This is a genomic window from Pseudomonas piscis, from assembly GCF_009380155.1.
In the GTDB taxonomy this organism is placed as follows: Bacteria; Pseudomonadota; Gammaproteobacteria; order Pseudomonadales; family Pseudomonadaceae; genus Aquipseudomonas; species Aquipseudomonas piscis.
The window spans coordinates 1074440-1097316 of sequence record NZ_WHUV01000001.1; the positions used below are offsets into that span (position 1 = coordinate 1074440).

The 22877-nt window shown below is 63.6% G+C and carries 19 protein-coding genes; 10 read left to right on the plus strand and 9 right to left on the minus strand.

Going from position 1 to position 22877, the window contains the following annotated elements:
* Positions 1 to 105: 105 nt before the first annotated feature.
* Positions 106 to 2286, minus strand: coding sequence for a hypothetical protein (locus GDH07_RS05105; RefSeq protein WP_031321055.1), 2181 nt, complete (start codon positions 2284 to 2286; stop codon positions 106 to 108).
* A gap of 198 nt (positions 2287 to 2484) precedes the next feature.
* Here GDH07_RS05105 and GDH07_RS05110 point away from each other — a divergent pair, with 198 nt between their 5' ends.
* A complete protein-coding gene (locus GDH07_RS05110; RefSeq protein WP_152896828.1) occupies positions 2485 to 3381 on the plus strand; it encodes an NAD(P)-dependent oxidoreductase in 897 nt (298 codons plus the stop codon).
* Here the strand turns inward: GDH07_RS05110 and GDH07_RS05115 are convergent.
* Together GDH07_RS05115 and GDH07_RS05120 are read right to left on the minus strand one after the other, a co-directional pair.
* On the minus strand, positions 3272 to 5551 hold the full coding sequence (locus tag GDH07_RS05115) for a putative bifunctional diguanylate cyclase/phosphodiesterase (RefSeq protein WP_152896829.1): 2280 nt from the start codon (positions 5549 to 5551) through the stop codon (positions 3272 to 3274). The two genes, GDH07_RS05110 and GDH07_RS05115, sit on opposite strands and share 110 nt — an antisense overlap.
* A gap of 144 nt (positions 5552 to 5695) precedes the next feature.
* Positions 5696 to 6064 (minus strand): YkgJ family cysteine cluster protein, encoded by a 369-nt coding sequence (locus GDH07_RS05120; RefSeq protein ID WP_152896830.1) that lies wholly within the window; start codon positions 6062 to 6064, stop codon positions 5696 to 5698.
* Between the two features lie 280 nt (positions 6065 to 6344).
* Between GDH07_RS05120 and GDH07_RS05125 the strand changes: the two genes are divergently transcribed.
* On the plus strand, positions 6345 to 7733 hold the full coding sequence (locus GDH07_RS05125) for a spinster family MFS transporter (protein ID WP_281356296.1): 1389 nt from the start codon (positions 6345 to 6347) through the stop codon (positions 7731 to 7733).
* Between the two features lie 75 nt (positions 7734 to 7808).
* On the opposite strand, the gene rapA is transcribed toward GDH07_RS05125, so the two are convergent.
* Positions 7809 to 10658 (minus strand): RNA polymerase-associated protein RapA, encoded by a 2850-nt coding sequence (rapA, locus tag GDH07_RS05130; protein ID WP_053135497.1) that lies wholly within the window; start codon positions 10656 to 10658, stop codon positions 7809 to 7811.
* A gap of 217 nt (positions 10659 to 10875) precedes the next feature.
* Here rapA and GDH07_RS05135 point away from each other — a divergent pair, with 217 nt between their 5' ends.
* Positions 10876 to 11217, plus strand: coding sequence for a hypothetical protein (locus GDH07_RS05135; RefSeq protein WP_022642750.1), 342 nt, complete (start codon positions 10876 to 10878; stop codon positions 11215 to 11217).
* Here the strand turns inward: GDH07_RS05135 and GDH07_RS05140 are convergent.
* From GDH07_RS05140 to gcvA, 3 genes are all read right to left on the minus strand, one after another.
* Positions 11214 to 12410, minus strand: coding sequence for an aminotransferase class V-fold PLP-dependent enzyme (locus GDH07_RS05140; protein ID WP_152897321.1), 1197 nt, complete (start codon positions 12408 to 12410; stop codon positions 11214 to 11216). The two genes, GDH07_RS05135 and GDH07_RS05140, sit on opposite strands and share 4 nt — an antisense overlap.
* Positions 12411 to 12415: 5 nt before the next feature.
* Positions 12416 to 12886: a RidA family protein gene (locus tag GDH07_RS05145; protein ID WP_152896831.1), complete on the minus strand. Its 471-nt coding sequence runs from the start codon at positions 12884 to 12886 to the stop codon at positions 12416 to 12418.
* Between the two features lie 88 nt (positions 12887 to 12974).
* The gene (gcvA, locus tag GDH07_RS05150; protein ID WP_343038169.1) at positions 12975 to 13847 is read right to left on the minus strand and encodes a transcriptional regulator GcvA; all 873 of its coding nucleotides are present in this window, start codon (positions 13845 to 13847) and stop codon (positions 12975 to 12977) included.
* Between the two features lie 175 nt (positions 13848 to 14022).
* Here gcvA and GDH07_RS32240 point away from each other — a divergent pair, with 175 nt between their 5' ends.
* Positions 14023 to 14166: a hypothetical protein gene (locus GDH07_RS32240; protein ID WP_162165142.1), complete on the plus strand. Its 144-nt coding sequence runs from the start codon at positions 14023 to 14025 to the stop codon at positions 14164 to 14166.
* A 144-nt stretch (positions 14167 to 14310) separates the two neighbouring features.
* On the plus strand, positions 14311 to 14427 hold the full coding sequence (gene ccoM / locus GDH07_RS32640; RefSeq protein ID WP_007959205.1) for a cytochrome c oxidase subunit CcoM: 117 nt from the start codon (positions 14311 to 14313) through the stop codon (positions 14425 to 14427).
* 149 nt (positions 14428 to 14576) lie between these two features.
* Here ccoM and GDH07_RS05155 read toward each other — a convergent pair whose 3' ends face one another.
* Both GDH07_RS05155 and GDH07_RS05160 read right to left on the minus strand, forming a co-directional pair.
* A complete protein-coding gene (locus GDH07_RS05155; RefSeq protein ID WP_053135489.1) occupies positions 14577 to 16052 on the minus strand; it encodes an inorganic phosphate transporter in 1476 nt (491 codons plus the stop codon).
* 372 nt (positions 16053 to 16424) lie between these two features.
* Positions 16425 to 16625 carry a hypothetical protein gene (locus tag GDH07_RS05160; RefSeq protein ID WP_022642757.1) on the minus strand — a complete coding sequence of 67 codons (201 nt, stop codon included), beginning with the start codon at positions 16623 to 16625 and terminating at the stop codon, positions 16425 to 16427.
* Between the two features lie 664 nt (positions 16626 to 17289).
* Between GDH07_RS05160 and pcaR the strand changes: the two genes are divergently transcribed.
* From pcaR to pcaF, 5 genes are all read left to right on the plus strand, one after another.
* Positions 17290 to 18132, plus strand: coding sequence for a pca regulon transcriptional regulator PcaR (gene pcaR, locus GDH07_RS05170; RefSeq protein ID WP_152896832.1), 843 nt, complete (start codon positions 17290 to 17292; stop codon positions 18130 to 18132).
* A 299-nt stretch (positions 18133 to 18431) separates the two neighbouring features.
* Positions 18432 to 19778: a 4-hydroxybenzoate transporter PcaK gene (pcaK, locus tag GDH07_RS05175; protein ID WP_152896833.1), complete on the plus strand. Its 1347-nt coding sequence runs from the start codon at positions 18432 to 18434 to the stop codon at positions 19776 to 19778.
* 211 nt (positions 19779 to 19989) lie between these two features.
* Entirely contained in the window at positions 19990 to 20850 is an 861-nt protein-coding gene (locus GDH07_RS05180) for a CoA transferase subunit A (protein WP_152896834.1), read from the plus strand.
* Complete coding sequence (locus GDH07_RS05185; protein WP_022642762.1) at positions 20847 to 21626, plus strand: CoA-transferase subunit beta; 780 nt, start codon at positions 20847 to 20849, stop codon at positions 21624 to 21626. The genes GDH07_RS05180 and GDH07_RS05185 overlap by 4 nt, the downstream gene beginning before the upstream one ends.
* On the plus strand, positions 21623 to 22828 hold the full coding sequence (gene pcaF / locus GDH07_RS05190; protein ID WP_178124028.1) for a 3-oxoadipyl-CoA thiolase: 1206 nt from the start codon (positions 21623 to 21625) through the stop codon (positions 22826 to 22828). The genes GDH07_RS05185 and pcaF overlap by 4 nt, the downstream gene beginning before the upstream one ends.
* The last annotated feature ends 49 nt before the right edge of the window (positions 22829 to 22877 follow it).

Consider the following 22877-nt stretch of genomic DNA (forward strand, 5'->3'; position numbering starts at 1 on the left):
CGAGCTGCCCAATTGTTCCCCGGCAGCCTTCGCAAGCGTCCTGATCCTTTCCCTTTGCATGACCCGGGCACCGGCCAGCCGATGAGGCTGGCCGGTGCTCGGGTATCAGTAGGCGGTCTTGCCGGTGTGCTGGTTGAGGGAGATGACCCGGGTCTTGCCGATGCGGTGGCGGTAGATTTCCCGCAGGTACTTGATGGCTTTCTTCACGCAATCGCGCGACAGGCGGATGTCGTTGATCGAGACGAACTTGTCCTTGTCGTTGATCAGCTCGCGGTACTTCTTCTCGTACATCGGCTTGATCGCATACCAGTTGGTGTCGAGGATCTTCGCCGGGTTCTCGAACTCGTTGAGCAGGTCGTCGATGCGGTCTTCGTCGAAGTGGTCGCTGGTGATGAAGTCCAGCACCGAGTTGTCCAGGGTATCGTCGAAGCGGTATGGATTGCGTGCGAAGCAGCGCTTGATGAAAGCCACGATCAACGTCAGGAAGTCGTCCGACAGGCACGGGCTCTTGGCGATCAGGGTGGTCAGCGACAGGTTGGCCGAGGCGCCGATCACCAGTGCATAGCGCTTGAGGGTGGTGTTGGGGAACAGGCTGTTGAGGTGGGTCTTGAGCCGGTTCAGATCCATGTAGGACAGCTTGTAGTCCTTGGGCAGCGAGACGATGGACACCACCGACGAGCAGTTCTTGAAGAAATGCAGGTCATGCAGCGCCGCGGCGTCGAAGCCCGAGGCCTTGTATTGCTCCAGCGCCGCGCGATAACGCTTGGATTCGATCGGCAGCAGGCTGATGCCCTCGATGGCCTGGGTCTGCTTGTTGAAGTGCGGCAGGTCGATGGAGCGGAAGAACAGGTCGTCGATGTTCAGGCGCTGCGGCTCTTTCTCGAACACCTTGAACTTGTCGCCGGTGGGCACCGGTTGCTCGGGCACCACGGATTCGGCATAGGCGATCGCCACCGGGCCGGCCAGGCTCATGAACAGGTCGTTGGCGTCCAGGCGGATGGTCTCGCCGATATCGATGCCGGCGCGCCGGAAGTAGTTCTGGTCGTAGTCGGTGGTCACCGCCTGGGCGGTGAGGATGTTGAAGATCTGCTGGGAGATGTACTGGTTGGCGTGCTTCTCCATGGCGTTGACGTCGATGTTCTGGATGTTGCCGTCATCGCTTTCTTCGGCGTAGCGCATGATGTCGTTGGAGATCAGCATCATCGCGTTCCATGGGCGGATGCGGCCCATGACGCTGGCTTCGCTGCTGTCTTCGTTATCGAAGTTGTAGGAGAAGTCCCACTCCTCGGACAGATACTTGCATAGCAACCGCCCGGCGTTGATGTGCAGGGCCTCGGACATTTCGCTGCGATGGTCGGAGATATTCGGCAGCACGCAGATGCCGCTGGTGAAGATCGGTTCGAAGACGAAGGAGTGCCCGCTCTTGCTGTCGTGCTCGTCCATCGGCTTGGTGTCGAAGGTCTTGTTCATGTACGAGTACTGCTGGGCCAGGCCGAATTCCGAGGCCATGCCCGAGCCGGTACCGCCGCCGGCGCTGAAGATCGAGAAGTACAGGCGCGACTGGTTGGCCTTGATCCCGCAGGAGTCGATCAGGTACGAGTGGATCATCTTCCAGTCGGGGCTGGAGAAACGCTGGGTGTCCTTGTTGAGGATGATCTTGGCCAGGTACTGGCCGAGGATCGGTGCGTTACCGGCACCGCCGGCATGGACTTCCGAGAGGTCCATGATCTTCATCTTGCTGTAGTCGCGGATGAACCCGCTCTTCTCGCCCTTGCGCGAGAAGCGGATGCGCCCGGCGATGTCCTTGTCCAGGTCGCCGAGCATCACCAGCGGCTCCACCAGGAACACCGGCTTGCTGGCCTTGTTCTGGCCCAAGCGCAAGTTCTGGCGGATCCATTGGCCGGGGCTGTAGCCGCCTTCGTAGGACTTGTCTTCGTTGTTGAATTCGTTGAGGTAGAACTTGCGGGCGTTGTACACCAGCTCCGCCACGTCCAGGGCGATGTTGGAGCCGCAGCGGCCGAGGCCGATCAGGCAGACCGAGGGAAATTCCTGGTCGCGGCGGTTTTCCTGCTCGTCTTCCAGGTGCACCGGACGCGGGAATACCGTGTCACGCAGGCCATCGAGGTTGTCGAGGATGCGGTCGGTGTTGGTCTCGGTGAAATACAGGTACTGCTGGGTCGACTGGGGGCGTGAACTGGACAATGGCTTCGTATCTGAGTGGCTTGGTTTGTAGGAGGTCAGCGTCATCTCGGAGACTGCGTTGGCAGGATCGTTTTTAGAAGTCATTGTGCGCCATGTGCCTGGTCAGGTTGGCTCGCGGACGAGGTGTCGGCGGGCCATCACGGAATGGGACCTCGCAGCTTCGTGGAGTGCGAATTTTGCCCAAGGTGCCAGGGTGTTTTCTGAGCGACGCTCGGGGGAATCCTTTCCTGAATCATGATGGATCGGCCAGTATCCGATGATCTTTAATCAAATGAGGGCAATATGATGTCAGCGTTACCTACGCTCGGTTTTGCCGGAATCGGCCTGATGGGGCTGCCGATGTGCCAGCGCCTGCTGGCTGCGGGCTATCCGCTGGTGGTGTGGAACCGCAACCCGCGAAAGTGCGCGCCGCTGGTAGCCGCCGGGGCGCGACAAGTTGCCGCGCCATCGCAGCTCTGCGACCAGGCCGACCTGGTGCTGTCGTGCCTGGCCAATACCGAGGTGGTGCGCGAGGTGGTCTTCGGCGCCGGCGGGATCGCCGAAGGCGCCCGGCCTGGCCAGTTGCTGCTGGACTTGTCGAGCCTGGAACCGGCGGCGACCCGGGAGATGGCCGCCATCCTGGCCCGCGATACGGGCATGGGTTGGGTCGACGCTCCGGTATCCGGCGGCACCCAGGGCGCCGAGGCCGGTAGTCTGGCGATCATGGCTGGCGGTACCGCCGCGGATGTCGAGCGGGTGCGCCCGGTGTTGCTGGCCATGGGGCAGCGGGTCACGCACATGGGCGCGGTGGGCGCGGGCCAGGTGACCAAGGCCTGCAACCAGATGATCGTCGCCTGCAATGCCCTGGTGATTGCCGAGGTGGTGGCCCTGGCCGAGCGTTCCGGGGTCGATGCGCGTTTGTTGGCCGAGGCCCTGGCCGGTGGCTTCGCCGATTCGCGACCATTGCAGATACTCGCCCCGCAGATGGCCGAGAGTCGTTTCGAACCGGTGAAATGGCATGTCCGCACCTTGCTCAAGGACCTGGATGGCGCGGTGAAACTGTCCCGGGAGCAGGGCGCGGCGACGCCGGTCAGCGGGTTAGCTGCGCAGTTGATGCGTCTGCATGGTGGACAAGGCTATCTGGAAAAAGATCCAGCGACTCTGGTTCAGCTCTATCGGGATCCGACAGCCGAGGCTTGAGGGCACCGGCATGGCGCTGGTCGAGTTCGTCCAGCACCTCGGGCAGCTCCAGCAGCGGTACCGGCCGACTGAGCAGGTAGCCCTGCAGGTAGTCGCAGCCGTAGTGCTCCAGCAGCCGCTGTTGCTCCAGGGTCTCCACCCCTTCGGTCACCACCTGCAAGTGCAGGGTATGGGCCATGACGATGATCGCCTGGACGATCTCCATGTCCTGGGTCGACTTGGGGATGTCCTGGATGAACGAGCGATCGACCTTCAGGGTGTTGAGCGGTAGCCGCTTGAGGTAGGCCAGGGACGAGTAGCCGGTGCCGAAATCGTCGATCGACAGCGATACTCCCAGGCCGCGGATCTGCTTGAGCAGCGCCAGGGTGCTGGCGATGTTGCCCATCAGGGCGTTTTCCGTGACCTCCAGTTCCAGGCGCTGGGGGGCCACCTGGGCGTCGCGCAGGGCGCTCTCGATCTCCCCGGCCAGTTCCTCGCGGGTCAGGTTCAGCGCCGAGCAGTTGACCGCGATCTTCAGTTCGCCGCGGCCGTGGCGCGACAGGTAGGCCAGGTCTTCGCACGCCTTGCGTAGCACCCAACTGTCCAACTCGGCGATCATGCCGTTGGCTTCGGCAATGCTGATGAAGCGATCCGGGCTCAACAAGCCATGCTGTGGATGCTGCCAGCGCACCAGGGCTTCGAGCTTGGTGACCCGGGCGCTGCGAAGGTCGTAGATCGGTTGGTAGTACAGCTGCAAGCCCTGGTTGTCGCGCAGCGCATTGCGCAATTCTTCTTCCAGTTGCAGTTCCAGGGTGGCCCGGGTCTTGAGGTTGGAACTGAAGAAATGCAGGCTGTTGCGCCCCGAGTCCTTGGACTGGTAGAGGGCCAGGTCGGCGTTCTTCAGCAGCTCCTCGCAGGTCTTGCCGTCGTCGGGAAAGATACTGATGCCGATGCTGGTGGTCATCACCATGCGCCGCCCGCCCAGTTCGATCGGCTCCTTCATCTTCTGCATGATGCGCTGGGCCATGTTCCTGGCCTCGTCGCGGCCGTACAGGTTGATGAGGATGCAGAATTCGTCACCGCCCAGGCGCGCCACCACGTCCTCATGGTTGCGGGTCGAGTTCTTGATGTGCCCGGCGATGACCTTGAGCAGTTCATCGCCGGCATCGTGGCCGAGGCTGTCGTTGATGCGCTTGAAGTGGTCGATGTCGAGGAACATCACCGCCAGCATGCCGCCGAAGGTGTTCTTCTCCATCAGCTTTTCAGCGAACAGCTGGTTGAAGCCGCGGCGGTTGATCAGGTTGGTCAGGGCATCGTAGTGGGCCACGTGCTGCAGGGATGCGCGAGCCTGGTCGAGCTGTGAGAGCAGGGCGTTGACCCGGCGCAGGTCGCGCTCCTTGTGCTGCAGCTTCTTGTCCGCCAGGGCTGCGCTGATGCCACTGCCGATGACCAGCAGGATGATCGCGCAGACAGCCAGCCCCAGTTGCAGGTTGCCATCGGGCGTCACCGCGATCGGCAGCGCCCCGGCGGGCAAGGCCAGGGTCATGGACCACATGCCGGTGAAGTGCATGAGGACGATGGCGCCGCCCAGTACCAGGCTGCTGGTGTACTTGAGCAACTGGTGGAATATCCCGCTGCCATCGCGCAGGTGCCGGGACAACAAGAGCGCCGCCAGGCTGCAACCGATGGCCACCAGCAGCGACAGTCCCATGATCCGGGGGTCGTAGTACAGGCTGGCGCTGGAGCGCATGGCCGCCATGCCCACGTAGTGCATGGTGCTGATGCCCAGGCCGATCCACAGCGCGGCCAGGCAGTAGCGCCAGAGCGGCAGTTGCATGTGGCTCAGGGTATTCATCGCCAGCCAGGCGGCGATCAGCGCGATGAACAGCGATAGCAGGGTCAGCGGTAGGTCGTAGTGGATTTCCAGCGGCGCCTCGAACGCCAGCATGGCGATGAAGTGCATGGACCAGATGCCTCCGGCCAGGCAGCAGGCGCCGACCCAACGCCACAAGCGCTGGCTGCTTGGCTGCTCGACATGGCTGACGCGCTCGGCCATGTCCAGGGTGGCGAAGCTGGCGGCGCAGGCCACCAGGTAGGCCAGCAGCACTAGAACCGGATTGTGGGTGCAATGGAGGACCACCTGCCCGCTATCCGGAAGCTCGGTAATGAAATGCAGACCCAGCCAATCCATAGCGTGCCCATGTCTTTTTTAGTCGTCTGGCGTCGGCGGATCAGCGCCAACGAGTGCTTGCAGTATAGAAGGCACTCGGTGGCTGCAATGGGCGGTGGCACTTTGGCCCTAATGATTTGCTTATGGGGGTTATCGCCAATGGTGCTAAGCGCTTTCCTCGAACCAGGGCTCATCGTTCGCCGGTTCCAATGGGGCGAGGCCGAACGCGGCCCGGGCGGCATCGCAATCGGCGTTGTGCTGGCCGTCGATCCAGGAAGCCTCGAACTCCCGGCATGGGCTGCCACGCTGGGCATAGATCGAGCAGCTCACACCCTTGCCGACTTCTCCTTCAAGGGCGATGCAGCGTGGCGACTTGCAGTCGGTACCGAGCATCGCTACCCGGCTGGGACTGATGCTCTGCACCAGTTCGTCGGGGACCGTTCCGCCGGACGAGGCGCATTCGCCCCAGAAAAAAGACACACGAAAGTATGAACAGCAGGCACCGCAATTCAGACACGGACTGGCTTCGGACATAGGCGTATTCAACGGGGAAGGGGTGGGAAAGGGGGGAGGCAAGGCGGCTATTCTAGGCTTCGCATCGGGCTTGGGAAGGGGGGGCGCCAGGTATTTTTTCAGCTTCGGCCAAGCCCTTGAAAATATTGGCAAAGCCCCGGTTTACGGGGGCTGTGAGGCGATGCGCGGGCTGCTGGGTGGAGCGTTTGCCGGAGCTTGCCAGGGCGCGGCGCGATGCCCGGGTATCAGGCTGGCGAATGATCACAGACAGTTGCCCCATGGCTGACTAGATTGCAGTTTCCTGGCGTGTGTCTGGCCCAATAACAATAAGAGAGATCGACCCATGGATAACTCGACTCAAGCGGCGAATGCCTGGCGCATTCTGTTCCTGTTGTTTTTGGCAAACCTGTTCAACTTCTTCGATCGCACCATTCCCGCGATCATCATCGAGCCGATCCGCATGGAGTGGCACCTGAGCGATTTCCAGCTGGGGATCATCGGCACCGCCTTCACCATCGTCTACGCCATCGCCGGCCTGCCCCTGGGGCGGCTGGCCGATACCGGCTCGCGCAGCAAGCTGATGGGCTGGGGCCTGGCGGTCTGGAGCGGGCTCACCGCAGTCAACGGCATGGTGGGCAGTTTCTGGAGCTTCCTGCTGGTGCGCATGGGCGTTGGCATCGGCGAGGCCAGTTATGCACCAGCGGCCAACTCGTTGATCGGCGATTTGTTCCCGGCCCACCGCCGGGCCCGGGCCATGGGCATCTTCATGCTCGGCCTGCCCCTGGGCCTGTTGCTGGCCTTCTTCACCATCGGGGCGATGGTCAAGGCATTCGACAGCTGGCGCGCGCCGTTCTTCATCGCTGCGGTACCGGGCCTGTTGCTGGCGGTGTTCATGTTCTTCATCAAGGAGCCCAAGCGCGGGGCGGCGGAAGCCAGCAAGGTGTCCCAGGAACGCATCGAGCGGCCGATCCGCCGGGTGCTGGCGATCCCGACCTTTCTCTGGCTGACCCTGGCCGGCCTGACCTTCAACTTCGCCACCTATGCCTGCAACTCATTCCTGGTACCGATGTTGCAGCGCTACTTCCTGATGCCCTTGCAGGAGGCGGCGGTGGCCACGGGGATCATTGTCGGGGTGACCGGCCTGGTAGGCCTGACCCTGGGAGGCTGGATCGCCGACAAGATCCACCAGCGGGTGGCCAATGGCCGGTTGTTGTTCGCCGCCGGCAGCCTGCTGATTTCCACTTTGTGCACGGCCTGGGCCCTGCATGCCGGGCGGATCGAGATCGGTGTGTTCGTGGCGGTGTTCAGTATTGGCTGGTTGTTTGCCTACAACTTCTACACCTGCGTCTACACCGCGATCCAGGATGTGGTGGAGCCGCGTTTGCGGGCCACCGCCATGGCGCTGTTCTTCGCCGGCCTGTACCTGTTGGGTGGCGGCCTGGGGCCGGTGGTGGTGGGGGCGTTGTCCGACCGCTTTGCCCATGCGGCGATGGACGCCGCCGGGGCCGTGCAGATGACCGAGGCGTTCAAGGCCATCGGCCTGCACGATGCCATGTACCTGATCCCGGTGGCGCTGCTGCTGACCCTGGTGTTCCTGTTCATTGCCTCGCGCAGCTTCGTGCGCGATGCCCAGCGCATGCGCGACGGGCTGGCGCCGGGCGAGGCGGTTGGAGCGCCAGCGACGGCCTGATGGCACGGCTGTTACGGACGACGATAAAAAAGGCCCGCATGTGCGGGCCTTTTTCGTGGTACCGAAGCCGGGGAATCAGCCTGCTACCAGGACCCGGATCGCCTCCAGGCGCAGCGCGGCTTTCTCGAGCATGGCCAGGCCTTGCTCCCGTTGCTTGCGCAGGGCCACCAGCTCGCTGTCGCGGACGGTGGGGTTGACTGCCTGCAACGCGGTCAGGCGCGCCAGCTCTTCGTCCAGGTCGGCCGCCAGGCGCCGTTGTGCCTCGGCCACGCGCTCGGCGTGACGTGGGGCGATCTTGGCTTCGCCGGCGTTGATCTTCGGTGCCAGCTGGTCGCGCTGGGCCTGGATGAACTTGTTGGCGCTGGCCTTGGGCACGCTTTCCAGCTGGTCGTTGAGGGTCTCGAAGGCCACCCGTGGCGAAAGGTCGTTGCCATTGGCGTCCAGCAGGCAGCGCAGGGCTGCCGGTGGCAGGTAGCGGCCCAGTTGCAGCGAGCGTGGAGCGACCACTTCGCTGACGTAGAGCAGTTCCAGCAGCACGGTGCCGGGCTTGAGCGCCTTGTTCTTGATCAGCGCCACGGCGGTGTTGCCCATGGAACCGGACAGCACCAGGTCCATGCCGCCCTGCACCATCGGGTGTTCCCAGGTGATGAACTGCATGTCCTCGCGGGACAGGGCCTGGCCACGGTCGTAGGTGATGGTCACGCCTTCGTCGTCGCCCAGGGGGAAGCTGGCGTCGAGCATCTTCTCGCTGGGCTTGAGGATCAGGGCGTTGTCCGAATGATCTTCACTATCGATGCCGAAGGCGTCGAACAGGGTCTCCATGTAGATCGGCAGGGCGAACTGGTCGTCTTGCTCGAGGATCGCCTCCACCAGCGACTCGCCTTCGCCGGCGCCACCGGAGTTCAGTTCCAGCAGGCGGTCGCGGCCAGTATGCAGCTCGGCTTCCAGGCGCTCGCGTTCACCGCGGGCCTCGTCGATCAGGGCCTGCCACTGGCCGTCGTCGGCATTTTCCAGGAGCGGCAGCAAACGCGGGCCGAACTGGTGCTGCAGGGCGTTGCCGGTAGGGCAGGTATTGAGGAAGGCGTTCAGCGCTTCGTGGTACCACTGGAACAGGCGCTCTTGCGGGCTGGTCTCCAGGTAGGGTACGTGCAGCTCGATCACGTGCTTCTGGCCGATCCGGTCCAGGCGCCCGATCCGCTGTTCCAGCAGGTCCGGGTGCGCGGGCAGGTCGAACATCACCAGGTGATGGGCGAACTGGAAGTTGCGGCCTTCACTGCCGATTTCCGAGCAGATCAGCACCTGGGCACCGAACTCTTCGTCGGCGAAGTAGGCGGCGGCGCGGTCGCGCTCGAGGATGTTCATGCCTTCATGGAAGACCGTGGCCGGGATGCCGGAGCGCACGCGCAGGGCGTCTTCCAGGTCCATGGCGGTCTCGGCGTGGGCGCAGATCACCAGGACCTTGGTGCGCTTGAGCATCTTCAACTGGTCGATCAGCCACTCGACCCGCGGGTCGAATTTCCACCAGCGCTGGTCGTCGTCACTGGCCTCGGGCTGGGCCTGGAAGCTGACTTCCGGGTACAGCTCGGCATGCTCGCCCAGGGGCAGCTCCAGGTATTCGTCCGGGCACGGCAGCGGATAGGCGTGCAGCTTGCGCTCCGGGAAGCCCTGGACCGCGGCGCGGGTGTTACGGAACAGCACGCGGCCGGTGCCGTGGCGGTCCAGCAATTCGCGCACCAGGCGTGCGCTGGCTTCGCTGTCGCCATCGTTGACGGCGGCCAGCAGGGCTTCGCCCTCGTTGCCCAGGAAACCCTGGATGGTCTTGTGCGCTTCGGGGGACAGCCGGCCCTGGTCCAGCAGTTCCTGCACGGCTTCGGCCACCGGCCGGTAGTTCTCGCTCTCGGCGCGGAAGGCCGCCAGGTCGTGGAAGCGGTTGGGGTCCAGCAGGCGCAGGCGGGCGAAGTGGCTGTCCTGGCCCAGTTGCTCGGGGGTGGCGGTCAGCAGCAGGACGCCGGGAATGGTCTCGGCCAGTTGCTCGACCAGGGTGTATTCCGGGCTGGCTTGTTCTTCGTGCCAGACCAGGTGATGGGCTTCGTCCACCACCATCAGGTCCCAGCCGGCGGCGAACAGCGCGTCCTGGGCCTTTTCGTCGTCCACCAGCCATTCCAGGGCCACCAGGGCCAGCTGGGTGTCTTCGAACGGGTTGCTGGCATCGCTTTCGATGAAGCGTTCTTCGTCGAACAGTGCGACCTGCAGGTTGAAGCGCCGGCGCATTTCCACCAGCCACTGGTGCTGCAGGTTCTCCGGAACCAGGATCAGCACCCGGCTGGCACGGCCCGACAGAAGTTGGCGATGGATCACCAGGCCGGCCTCGATGGTCTTGCCCAGGCCCACTTCGTCCGCCAGCAGTACCCGCGGCGCGATACGGTCGGCGACTTCACGGGCGATATGCAACTGGTGGGCGATGGGTTGGGCACGCACGCCGCCCAGGCCCCAGAGTGGCGATTGCAGCTGGCGGCTGGTGTGTTCCAGGGTGTGGTAGCGCAGCGAGAACCAGGCCAGCGGGTCGATCTGCCCGGCGAACAGGCGGTCACTGGCCAGGCGGAACTGGATGAAGTTCGACAGCTGGGTCTCAGGCAGGGTGACGGGCTGGTTCTGTGCGTCGAGACCGTGATAGACCAGCAGGCCGTCGACGTCCTCGACTTCCTGCACGGTCATCTTCCAGCCTTCGAAGTGGGTGATGCTGTCACCCGGGGAAAACCTCACGCGGGTGAGGGGCGCATTCCGTAGCGCATACTGGCGAGTGTCGCCAGTGGCCGGGTAGAGCACGGTCAGCAAGCGGCCGTCCTGTGCCAGAACGGTGCCTAGACCTAGCTCCGCTTCGCTGTCACTGATCCAGCGTTGCCCCGGTTGATACTGCTGCGCCATGCTGCCTGACTCCCGCTTTGAAAAAGCCGACTATCTTAACGGAACCTGCTTGCAGTCCAAAGGATTCTGATGAAAACCCCTGGATAAAAAGTAGCGTAAGCGCTGCGTTCGTCGGGGTAGCGGGCACTATCGGCTGACGACTGGGTCACAGTTTTGCGACCGATGGCTCAAGTCGCCCATGCCGCAGCCGACAGCCTGCTGACAGGAGACCTATAACATGCTGCCACCGATGCTCCCCTTGAGTGCCGTGCCCGTCACTTCACAGCAGGATCCGATCCGCCAGCGGCCGGATATCCCACCCGTGGTGCCGGTGCAGGAGAGCTCCAATGAAAGCACTATCGACCTGCAAAAGCGCGATGCCGAGCAGTCGGCCTTGCTGCTGCGCGAGGAACAGCAGCGTCAGCAGGAACGGCAGCGGCGCCAGCGCGAGGAACAGGACGATCCCGAGCAGCACCTGGCGGTGCCCGGGGACGAGTTGAATGCCGACAACACGGTGCCGGTGGCACCGCTGATCGAGGACGCCCCGCGCCAGGGCCTCTGGGTGGACGTACAGGTCTAGCCCGCCGGCCCCCCTTCGGCCAGCTCTTCGAGCGCCCGCAGCAGGCGCTGGATTTCCCCTTCGGTATTGAGATGGCTCACCGCGATCCGCGCGACGCTGGCCAGGCCCCGGGCCTGCATGTCCAGCGGGGTGTAGGCCACGCCGTTGGCGCCGATGTTGATGCCCTGGCGTGCCAGTCGCGCCTTGAGGGCAAGACTGTCCCAGCCCTTGAGCGTGAAGGCGATCAGCCCGGATTGCCGCCCAGGCGTGCCCAGGTCCTGGCGTTGCAGGCCGGGTATGCGGTCCATGGCTGTGCGCAGCAGCCCGCTGAGGCTTGCGATGCGCTGCTCGATGGCCTGTATGCCGATCTCCTCGAGTTCTTGTAGCGCATTGGCCAGTCCGGCCAGCAAGACCTGCGACACCTCGCTGGTTTCGAAGCGTCGAGCATCACCGCGCAGGCTGAAGCCCTGGCCGTTCCAGGGCGCCGACAGCACATCCCGTTGCTGGGGCTGCAACCGTTCGAGAAAACCAGGCCTCACATAGAGCAGTGCCGTACCCCGCGGGCCGCGCAGGTACTTGCGTCCGGCGGCCTTGAGCACGTCGCAGCCCAGGGCCTGGACATCACAGGGCAGTTGGCCCAGGGCCTGGCCGGCATCGATGAAATAGGGAACATGCCACTGGCGCGCCAGGTGGCCGATGGCGGCTGCGGGGTTGATCAGGCCGCCGTTGGCCGGGAGCCAGGTCAAGGCGATCAGGCGGACCCGTGCATCGAGCATCGACTCCAGGGCCGGGACCGACACCGCGCCATGGCTGTCGCAGGGAATGACTTCCAGTTGCGCCCCCGCTGCGATCGCTGGCGCCATGCAGGCCAGGTTGCCACCCCATTCGTGTCGGCCCACCAGGATCCGGTCGCCGCTGCGCCAGCGGGGCAGGGCGTTGAAGGCCAGGCTCCAGGCGGCCGAGCCGCTGCTGGCGAAGGCGATCGCCTCGGCCGAGGTGTTGAGCAAGCGGGCCGCGAGGCAGCGGGCCCGCTCCGGCCAGTCTGTCGTCGTGGCGGCCTCCATCGGCCCTTGCTGGGCCTCGTGCTGCAACTGCTGGTACATGGCGTCCAGGGTGCCCTGGCTGGGCAGCGAAGCGCCGGCATGGTTGAAATGGCAGACCCGTGCGCAACCCGGCGTGGCTTGGCGTAGCCGGGCGTGCTGGGCCGGGCCCAACAGGGTCACGGTTGCAGCTCGAAGATCCCGTCCACTTCCACGGCGACCCCGGCGGGCAGGCTGGCCACACCCACGGCGGTACGGGCATGCCGGCCCTTGTCGCCGAGGGCATTGACCAGCAAGTTCGAGGCACCGTTGGCTACGCCGCTGTGGCCCTGGAAGTCGCCGCTGGCGGCGATGAACACGCCGAGCCGGCTGATGCTACGCAAGCGCGACAGGTCGTCATCCAGTGCCGCACTCAGCTGGGCCAGCAGGCCGAGGGCGGCCAGTTCGGCCGCCTGGGCGCCTTGTTCCGGCGACAGGTTCTCACCGAGCCGGCCGAGCAGGGCGGGCTGGCCCTGGAGCAGGGGGATCTGGCCGGAGATGAACAGCAGGTTCTGGCTGCGTACGTGATTGACATAGCTGGCGGCTGGCTGGCTGGGCTCCGGTAGTTCCAGGCCCAGTTGCTGTACGCGATGCTTCAAGGAGTGGTTCATGGCGGGTCCTCGGATGAAAGACCAGCAGCATCGGCTTTCGCTCCGGGGGCGACAAACGGATAGATCTAATCCGATGTATCCAAATGGCTCATGGATGTTCGGCCTGTTCTTGCAACCACTGGGCGAAGCAGTGCGCGGTCGGGCTTGCCCCGTTTTCGGCAGTGACCAGCCAGTAGCCGATCTGGCTGTCCAGGGGCGGCAGGTCGAAGGCTTGCACCAGGCTGCCTTGGTCCAGGTGACGCTGGATCAAGCGGCGCCGGCCCATGGCCAGGCCTTGGCCGGCCACCGCCGCCTCCACCACGATGTTGTAGTCGTGCAGCATCACGGGCGGGTGCGGGCTGAGGTCGAAACCATGGCTGGCGCTCCAGTCGTGCCACTCGAAGGGCTGCTGGGAGTGCGCCATCAGCCGTGGGGCCCGGTCCAGGGTCGTGGCCTTGAGTTCGGGGCTGCAGACCGGGGCTAGCTGTTCGGCCAGCAGGCGTGTGGCGCGGACCCTGGGCCACACACCCTTGCCGTAGCGAATGGCCAGGTCGACCTCGGCCCCGGCGACATCCGCCAGTTCGATGGAGGCTTGCAGCTCCAGCTGGATCTGTGGGTAGCGTCGGTTGAAGTCGGCCAGGCGCGGTGCCAGCCACAAGGTGGCGAAGGAGGCCAGCAGGCCGACGCGCAGCACCTTGGGTTCAGGTGCGGCCTGCAATGCCTGGGTGGCCTGGGCGATCTGTTCCAGGGCCGGGTGGATCTGCCGGTGGTAGGCCGCGCCGGCGTGGGTCAGGTCGATGGCCCGGGTGCGGCGGATGAACAGCGGCTGGCCCAGGTGCTCTTCGAGCTTGTGCACCTGATGGCTGACGGCGCTCTGGCTGACGCACAGCTCCTGGGCGGCCTTGCTGAAACTCAGGTGCCGGGCCACGGCCTCGAAGGCGCGCAGGGCCAGCAGCGGCGGCAGGTGCTTGGGCATTTCCACGGTGGCTTTCCTGGGACGGTTCAAGGGGCCATTGTGCGGATAAAAAACTTCCGAGGCAGAGATTTTATTGCGCCGCCACAGGTCAGATGACTGGTCAGGGGCTGCGTCACGCCGCATTATTGCCCCTATTCGCCATTGATCTTTCGTGATGCACGCCATGAATCAAGAACCCAAGTTGATCGACCTGAACGCCGAGCGCGCCAAGCGCGTGCATGACCTCAACGAAAAACGCCTGAATGAAGTGCGCCAGGCATTCGAGCAAGCGATGCCGCTGGGCAAACCGAAGAAAAAACCAAAAAACAAACCGAAAAAGCGCTGAACAGGGCGTTTTCCGTTGATATAGGTCAGTTATTCCCCCTTCCTCTCCCCCCGTTCTTGGCGTCATTGACGCCGGTCAATTTTCCCCTGCGCCTCTTTGGTTAACTTAGCTCCATCGCAACGAGGCACGAGCAGGAGGCTGGTCATGTTTTTCGACAATGTGGTGTTCGCCGGAGTGCTGACAGTCGGCCTCATGGTGCTGTTCTTCGCAGGTTTTGGATTCTTCATCTGGAAAGACGCGAACAAGCGTAAAAAACCTTAAGTCTCTCCAGAGCAACGAGCACGCAAGGCATTTTGGGCAACTTCGGTTGCCCTTTTTTTTGCCTGCAGGAAAGGGTCGGGCATCGAATGCCGGGCATAAAAAAAGGTGCGTCCCCAGGGCGCACCTTTTTTCTGGCCGGGATTTGTTCGTCAGCTGCCCAGGACCTTCGAGGCGGCCCAGAACAGGCCGGCCGACAGGGCCACGGTGGCTGGCAGGGTCAGGACCCAGGCCATCAGGATGGTCTTCACCGTGCCGCTTTGCAGGCCGCTCTTGTTGGCGACCATGGTCCCGGCCACGCCGGAGGAGAGCACGTGGGTGGTGGACACCGGCAGGCTGAACACGTTGGCCAGGCCGATCAGGCCGGCAGCGGTGATTTGCGCCGACATACCCTGGGCGTAGGTCATGCCTTGCTTGCCGATCTTCTCGCCGATGGTCTGTACTACGCGTTTCCAGCCGATCATGGTGCCCAGGCCCAAGGCCAGGGCCACGGCCAGGATCACCCAGAACGGCGCGTACTCGGTGGTGGCGGTCAGGTCCTTGCGCAGCTTGTCCAGGTCGGCTTTTTCACGGGCGGCCAGGCCAGGCAGCTTGCCGACCTTCTTGGCCGTGTCGTCCAGGCACAAGAGGTAGCGACGGACTTCGATGCGGTCTTCCGGAGACAGCGAATGGTAGTCGGAAACGCCCTTGAGGCTGCTCAGCAAGGCGCTGATGGTCGGTTCGGTCTGCTGCGGGTTACAGCGGAACTTGCCAGGGAGATCGTCCTTCACGCTTTTGCCCAGGGCCAGGAATTCGCCCAGGGACTCGTGGTTGCGCTGGTAGAACTGGCTCAGGTGCAGGGTGGCGTCGCGGGTACGCTCGATCTGGTAGGTGGTGCTGTTGAGGTCCAGCACGAACTGCGCGGGCACGATGCCGATCAGCACCAGCATGATCAGGCCGATGCCTTTCTGGCCATCATTGGAGCCGTGGACGAAGCTCACGGCCATGGCCGAGATCACCAGCACCAGGCGGTTCCAGAATGGCGGATGCTTCTTGTCGTCGACCTTGCGGCGCTGTTCCGGGGTCTTGTGCATCTTCGAGATCGGCCGCCACCACTTCAGGCCGATCAATACCAGCGCTGCAATAATGAAGCCGGCCATGGGCGAGAACACCAGGGACGCGCCGATATCGATCGCTTTCTGCCAGTTCACGCCATCGCCCAGGGGGATGTCGTTGAGCAGGGCATTGGCCAGGCCGACACCGAGGATCGAACCGATCAGGGTGTGGGAACTGGAGGCGGGAATGCCGAAGTACCAGGTACCCAGGTTCCAGGCGATGGCAGCGGCCAGCAAGGAGAAGACCATGGCCAGGCCGTGGCCGGTATTGACATTGATCAGCAGCTCGACCGGCAGCAGATGGACGATGGCATAGGCTACGCCGACACCGCCGAGGAGCACGCCGAGGAAATTGAATACACCGGAAAAGAATACGGCCAGGTGCGGCGGCATGGCTTTGGTGTAGATAACAGTGGCAACCGCATTAGCGGTGTCATGAAAGCCGTTGATGAACTCGTAGGCGAGGACAAAAGCCAGGGCGAGCAAGAGGCTCACAAGCACCCAAGCATCCAGTCCGCTGAATAAATCGATCATGAAGGTTTTCTGACCCGGTCATAAGGGGGCGCGATTATGCCAGAAAACCCTGCTAATCAACGCACAAGCTGCTCGCCGGTAACATTCTTCAACGAAAAAACTGACCCGGAGCAGAGTTTTCTCCGATTCCTCCCAGGAACGGCAACCCATTGATTTTATTGGACCGTAACCTGTCGGCTGGCGGCCAGGGGCGGTTTCAATGGGGTTAAAACGCTTGTATGAAATTTCACTCTGAGGGCTTGCCGGGTAGCGTTCCTAGGCTCTATGGCGCGAGGTACCGAGGCTCGGGATGATGAGCATCGATAGCCTGCCTGCCGCCGAGATCATCGTGCGGGCAAGGAAGCAAGCCCAAGAAAACTCAAGCCGCCCGCATCATGGCTGGTCGGCCCTGAGTTCCTTTTCCATTTTCTGCAGTTCCTGGGTGAACGCCTGGTCGCGAATGCTGGCACGTTTGCGCCAAGGTTTGCGTTCAGGTTCGGGCTGGGCGGCATACAGAGTCACTTCGCCACCGTAAACATCCTTGTAACGTTGCTCCTGGCGCTCAAGTTCCGCGCGCAGTTCGTCTTTCGTCACAGTGTTACCTAATTGTGTAAGGTCCATTCCGATGTAACGCATGGCAGGGGCGCGCCTACGGGAAAGCAGACTCCACAGCACTCGGGCTTGGGAGTCGCAATCCTTGCAAACGAGCCTTTAATTGCACGCGGCTACGTCACCGGATGAAAACGCCTGTCGTAGCAACAGCGTCGTCTATTGCAAACGGATTGGCCAAATAGTGTTTGGGGTCAAGCGCTTGCGGCAGGTAATCGGCTACTGCAGCTGATTACCCGAATGAGTTGGAAGGGGTCGGGGCCCGTTTCCCTCATTCGAGCAGTATAGCTTCGGTAAAGAATAACTCTATGACAACGAAGTTTAAAACTGCCAACTTCATTTATGAGTGTTTTGTTACGTTCAAGTTCTAATCATTTTTTGTGCAGGTGTTGTTCTCAGTCACTTTGCCGACGTAATGCGGATGAGTGAGGCACGGTTTGCGCTGATTGTGCTAAATGCGCGGATGATTATTACCTGGAATGAACCAATACCTTGGGTGAATCCATGAATCGCTGATTGTGAGCACCGAACCGGTTGATTGCACTTGCCGATGAGCGGTTCGATAATCGCCCGATATTGCCGTTGCCTGTCGTAGCGCTCGGTTGATACAGCCTGTAATGCCGCAGAACCACGCCGCAGGGAGCCTGGAATGAACGATCAGATGCGCAACTCCTTCACCTCGATGGCACCGCCGATCGTGGCCTCGGCAGCGAAGAGGATCCAGGCGTTCACCGGCGATCCGGACTTCATGACCTCCCTGGCCCGGGGCCTGGCGGTGATCCAGGCGTTCCAGGAACGCAAGCGGCACCTGACCATCGCCCAGATCAGCCACCGTACGGAGATTCCCCGGGCGGCGGTGCGTCGCTGCCTGCACACCCTGATCAAGCTTGGCTATGCCACCACCGACGGACGCACTTATTCACTGCTGCCCAAGGTGCTGACCCTGGGTCATGCCTACCTGTCCTCGACCCCCCTGGCCGTTTGCGCACAACCCTACCTGGACCGCATGAGCGAGCAGCTGCACGAGGCCTGCAACATGGCGACCCTGGAGGGTGACGACATCCTCTACATCGCCCGTTCGGCCACCACCCAACGGCTGATTTCCGTCGATCTTTCGGTGGGCGGCCGATTGCCGGCCTACTGCACCTCCATGGGACGGATCCTGCTGGCTGCGCTGGATGACTCCTCGCTGCACGAATACCTCGAGCATGCCGACCTGCAGGCCAAGACCAGCCGCACCCTGCATACTCCGCAGGCATTGCTGGAGTGCCTGCAGCAGGTGCGTCAGCAGGGTTGGTGCATCGTCGACCAGGAGCTGGAGCAGGGGCTGCGTTCGATTGCCGTGCCGGTGTACGACGCGTCAGGCCAGGTACTGGCAGCCTTGAACGTCAGTACCCATGCCAGCCGAGTCAGCCACGCCGAGCTGGTACAGCGTTTTCTGCCCGGCCTGCTGGGCGTCAGCCGCGAACTCAGCGCCCAGCTGTTCACTTAAGCTGTGCGATAAACGCCCAGATCCGCTCCCGGCGAATTGACGTTGTTTCCCCGGGCTGATTAATGTCGCGCCAGTGTCTTCGACTACGCACATCCACAGCCCGCATTTCCTGTGCGGTCCACCCAGTTGCGCCATCCAATAATAAAGAAGAGGCCAGCCCCATGAGCATGTTCACAGTGCGCCCTTGCCCCCATCACAGCCGCGTCGCCTTGCCTGCCAGCTGATTTGCCCTTGCCGTCATGATCCGGCCTGCCCAGGCGGAATGTTGCGCACCGGTGGTCTTGCATGGATGAACAGCCATGAACCAACCGCAATCCGCAGTAGGGAACTGCCTCGATGTGCAGTCCTTCATCAATGCCCAACCGCTGTCGTCCTACCAGTGGCGGGTGGTGATCCTGTGTTTCTTGATCGTTTTCCTCGATGGCCTGGATACGGCGGCCATGGGGTTCATCGCTCCGGCGCTGTCCCAGGACTGGGGCATCGACCGCGCCAGCCTTGGCCCGGTGATGAGCGCTGCGCTGATCGGCATGGTTTTCGGCGCCCTGGGTTCCGGGCCGCTGGCCGACCGCTTTGGGCGCAAGGCGGTGTTGGTGGGCGCGGTGGCGCTGTTTGGTGCCTTCAGCCTGGCGTCGGCCTATAGCGCCAGCGTCCAGCAGTTGTTGGTCTTGCGGTTCCTCACCGGCCTGGGGCTCGGTGCGGGCATGCCCAATGCCACTACGCTGCTTGCCGAATACACCCCCGAGCGCCACAAATCGCTGCTGGTGACCAGCATGTTCTGCGGTTTCAACCTGGGCATGGCCGCAGGCGGGTTCATCTCCGCCAAGCTGATCCCGGCCTTCGGCTGGCATAGCCTTTTGCTGGTGGGGGGCGTCCTGCCGCTGCTCCTGGTCCTGGTGCTCCTGACCTGGTTGCCGGAATCGGCACGGTACCTGGTGGTGCGCGGTGCTGGCACCGACAAGGTGCGCAAGGCCCTGGCACCCATAGCCCCGGCCCTGGTCCACGAGGCTGGCAGCTTCAGCGTGCCGGAGCAGAAGACGGTGCGGGCGCGCAATGTGCTCGCGGTGATCTTCTGCGCCACCTGCAGCCTTGGCACCCTGTTGTTGTGGCTGACCTATTTCATGGGGCTGGTGATCGTCTACCTGTTGACCAGCTGGTTGCCGACCTTGATGCGCGACAGCGGGGCGAGCCTGGAACAGGCAGCCTTCATCGGTGCTCTGTTCCAGTTTGGCGGAGTGCTCAGTGCGGTACTGGTGGGCTGGGCGATGGACCGCTTCGACCCGCACAAGGTGATCGGCATCTGCTATCTGCTGGCCGGAGCCTTCGCCTACGCCGTTGGCCAGAGCCTGGGCAACATGGTGTTGTTGGCCAGCCTGGTGCTGGTCGCCGGCATGTGCGTCAACGGTGCGCAATCGGCGATGCCGTCCCTCGCCGCTCGCTTCTATCCGACCCAGGGCCGGGCCACTGGTGTCTCGTGGATGCTCGGTGTCGGTCGGTTCGGCGCGATTCTCGGTGCCTGGATGGGCGCGACCTTGCTGGGTATGGGCTGGAATTTCGCGCAGGTGCTCAGCGCCCTGGTGATTCCTGCGGTATTGGCCACCACAGCGGTGCTGATCAAGGGCCGGGTCAGCCACGCCGATGCCACTTGAACCCGGAACCTTGGGCCCGCCTGCCGGCGAACAGTCGGTGGTTGCTAGCGCTGCAGGACAATAGGTAGCTTCGCAACAATGTGTTCGATAATCGAACAGTTAGTCGATTATCGGATTGTTTCGTGGTTTTGCCCCGGCTTAACCTTCAGTCACTGCGGCGCCACCTGAGCGCCTTTCCCCAGTCGCTGGACACTCACCGGGAGCCCCCTCCATGGCTGCAATCCTCTCGCTGCACGAGGCCGTGAAGCAGTTGATCAACGACGGCGACACCGTCGCGCTCGAAGGTTTCACCCACCTGATCCCCACGGCCGCGGGCCATGAAATCATCCGCCAGGGCAAGCAGGACCTGACCCTGGTGCGGATGACCCCGGACCTGATCTACGACCAGCTGATCGGTGCCGGTTGCGCCCGCAAGCTGATTTTCTCCTGGGGTGGCAACCCGGGCGTGGGCTCCCTGCATCGCCTGCGCGACGCCGTGGAAAAACAATGGCCGCGGCCGCTGGAGATCGAAGAGCACAGCCATGCCGACCTGGCCAATGCCTACGTCGCCGGGGCCTCGGGTTTGCCGTTCGCCGTGCTACGGGCCTACGCCGGCTCCGACTTGCCCAAGGTCAACCCGCTGATCAAGAGCGTGACCTGCCCCTTCACCGGTGAAGTGCTGGCGGCGGTGCCTTCGGTGCGCCCGGATGTCACGGTGATCCACGCGCAAAAAGCCGACCGCAAGGGCAACGTCCTGCTGTGGGGCATCCTCGGCGTGCAGAAGGAGGCGGCGCTGGCCGCCAAGCGTTGCATCGTCACCGTCGAGGAGATCGTCGATGACCTCGACGCGCCGATGAATGCCTGTGTGCTGCCGACCTGGGCCTTGAGCGCGGTGTGCCATGTGCCTGGCGGTGCCCATCCGTCCTACGCCCACGGGTATTCCGAGCGCGACAACCGCTTCTACCAGGCGTGGGACCCCGTCGCCCGCGATCGCCAGAGCTTCACCGCATGGATCGACCAGTACATTCGCGGTACTGCCGATTTCAGTGAATTCCAGGCCAAGCTGGCCGCAGCCCGGGAGGCCCGGCAATGACTTACTCCACCAATGAAATGATGACCGTGGCCGCGGCGCGGCGCCTGCGCAACGGTTCGGTATGCTTCGTCGGCATCGGCCTGCCGTCCAAGGCCGCCAACCTGGCGCGTCTCACTTCGTCGCCAGACGTGGTGCTGATCTATGAATCCGGCCCGATCGGTGCCAAGCCCAGCGTCCTGCCGCTATCCATCGGCGACGGTGAACTGGCGGAAACCGCCGATACCGTGGTCCCCACCGGGGAAATCTTCCGCTATTGGCTGCAAGGTGGGCGGATCGACGTGGGTTTCCTGGGGGCGGCCCAGGTCGACCGCTTCGGCAATATCAACACCACGGTGGTCGGCGATTATCACCAGCCCAAGGTGCGCCTGCCGGGCGCTGGCGGTGCGCCGGAGATCGCCGGCTCGGCCAAGAGCGTGCTGATCATCCTCAAGCAGTCCGCCCGGTCCTTCGTCGACAAGCTGGACTTCGTCACCTCGGTCGGCCATGGCGAAGGCGGCGATTCGCGTCAGCGCCTGGGGCTGCCGGGCGCCGGTCCGGTGGGGATCATCACCGACCTGTGCATCATGGAACCTGAGGCAGGCAGCCATGAGTTCGTCGTCACTTCCCTGCATCCGGGAGTGACCCGCGAACAGGTGGTGGAGGCCACGGGCTGGGCCGTCCGTTTCGCCGAACAGGTGGCCCAGACCAGCGCGCCCACCGCGCTGGAATTGACGGCGCTGCGCGAACTGGAGGCTCGCACCGCCGCCGCCCATGGCCAGACCCCGGGAGAAGCCTGATGCGCGACGTATTCATCTGCGATGCCATTCGCACCCCCATCGGCCGCTTTGGCGGCGGCTTGTCCGGCGTGCGGGCCGATGACCTGGCGGCCTTGCCGATCAAGGCGCTGATGGCGCGCAACCAGCAAGTGGACTGGAGCGCCCTGGACGAAGTGTTCCTCGGCTGTGCCAACCAGGCCGGCGAAGACAACCGCAACGTGGCACGCATGGCGTTGTTGCTCGCCGGCCTGCCGGACAGCGTGCCGGGCGTGACCCTCAACCGTCTTTGCGCTTCGGGCATGGAAGCTGTGGGGACGGCGTTTCGTGCCATCGCCAGTGGCGAGATGGAGTTGGCCATCGCCGGCGGCGTGGAGTCCATGTCCCGTGCGCCTTTCGTGATGGGCAAGGCCGAGAGTGCCTTTTCCCGCAGCATGCAACTGGAGGACACCACCATCGGCTGGCGTTTCATCAACCCGTTGATGGAGGCCCGGTACGGGGTGGATGCCATGCCCCAGACCGCCGACAACGTCGCGGATGAGTGGCAGATCTCCCGGGCCGACCAGGACGCCTTCGCCCTGCGCAGCCAGCGCAAGGCCGCGGCGGCCCAGGCGGCGGGTTTTTTTGCCGAAGAAATAGTGCCGGTGCGCATCACCCACAAGAAGGGAGAAACCCTCATCGAGGATGACGAGCACCTGCGTCCGCAGACCACCCTGGAGGCCTTGAACAAACTCAAGCCGGTGAATGGGCCGGACAAGAGCGTCACCGCCGGCAATGCCTCGGGGGTCAACGACGGCGCCGCCGCGCTGATCCTGGCCTCGGCCGATGCGGTGAGGCAGCACGGTCTGACGCCAAGGGCCCGGGTCCTGGGCATGGCCAGCGCCGGGGTGGCGCCACGGGTCATGGGCATCGGCCCGGTGCCGGCGGTGCGCAAGCTTACCCAGCGCCTGGGCCTGGCGGTGGGTGACTTCGATGTGATCGAGCTCAACGAGGCGTTCGCCAGCCAGGCCCTGGCGGTGCTGCGTGAACTGGGGTTGGCGGATGACGCGCACCAGGTCAATCCCAACGGTGGCGCCATCGCCCTGGGCCATCCGCTGGGCATGAGCGGGGCCAGGCTGGTGCTGACCGCCTTGCACCAACTGGAGCGGACTGGCGGCAAGAAAGGCCTGGCCACCCTGTGCGTGGGGGTCGGGCAAGGCCTGGCCCTGGCCATCGAACGGGTCTGACGCCGATTGCCCGTAGCCGTCGAGGCGACTGCGGGGCCACCTTGTCATG

Bases quoted from the DNA above. Each gene is read 5' to 3' on its own strand.
- GDH07_RS05105 (WP_031321055.1), bottom strand. From the start codon at position 2,286: ATGACTTCTAAAAACGATCCTGCCAACGCAGTCTCCGAGATGACGCTG.
- GDH07_RS05110 (WP_152896828.1), top strand. From the start codon at position 2,485: ATGATGTCAGCGTTACCTACGCTCGGTTTTGCCGGAATCGGCCTGATG.
- GDH07_RS05115 (WP_152896829.1), bottom strand. From the start codon at position 5,551: ATGGATTGGCTGGGTCTGCATTTCATTACCGAGCTTCCGGATAGCGGG.
- GDH07_RS05120 (WP_152896830.1), bottom strand. From the start codon at position 6,064: ATGTCCGAAGCCAGTCCGTGTCTGAATTGCGGTGCCTGCTGTTCATAC.
- rapA (WP_053135497.1), bottom strand. From the start codon at position 10,658: ATGGCGCAGCAGTATCAACCGGGGCAACGCTGGATCAGTGACAGCGAA.
- GDH07_RS05135 (WP_022642750.1), top strand. From the start codon at position 10,876: ATGCTGCCACCGATGCTCCCCTTGAGTGCCGTGCCCGTCACTTCACAG.
- GDH07_RS05145 (WP_152896831.1), bottom strand. From the start codon at position 12,886: ATGAACCACTCCTTGAAGCATCGCGTACAGCAACTGGGCCTGGAACTA.
- ccoM (WP_007959205.1), top strand. From the start codon at position 14,311: ATGTTTTTCGACAATGTGGTGTTCGCCGGAGTGCTGACAGTCGGCCTC.
- GDH07_RS05155 (WP_053135489.1), bottom strand. From the start codon at position 16,052: ATGATCGATTTATTCAGCGGACTGGATGCTTGGGTGCTTGTGAGCCTC.
- pcaR (WP_152896832.1), top strand. From the start codon at position 17,290: ATGAACGATCAGATGCGCAACTCCTTCACCTCGATGGCACCGCCGATC.
- pcaK (WP_152896833.1), top strand. From the start codon at position 18,432: ATGAACCAACCGCAATCCGCAGTAGGGAACTGCCTCGATGTGCAGTCC.
- GDH07_RS05180 (WP_152896834.1), top strand. From the start codon at position 19,990: ATGGCTGCAATCCTCTCGCTGCACGAGGCCGTGAAGCAGTTGATCAAC.
- GDH07_RS05185 (WP_022642762.1), top strand. From the start codon at position 20,847: ATGACTTACTCCACCAATGAAATGATGACCGTGGCCGCGGCGCGGCGC.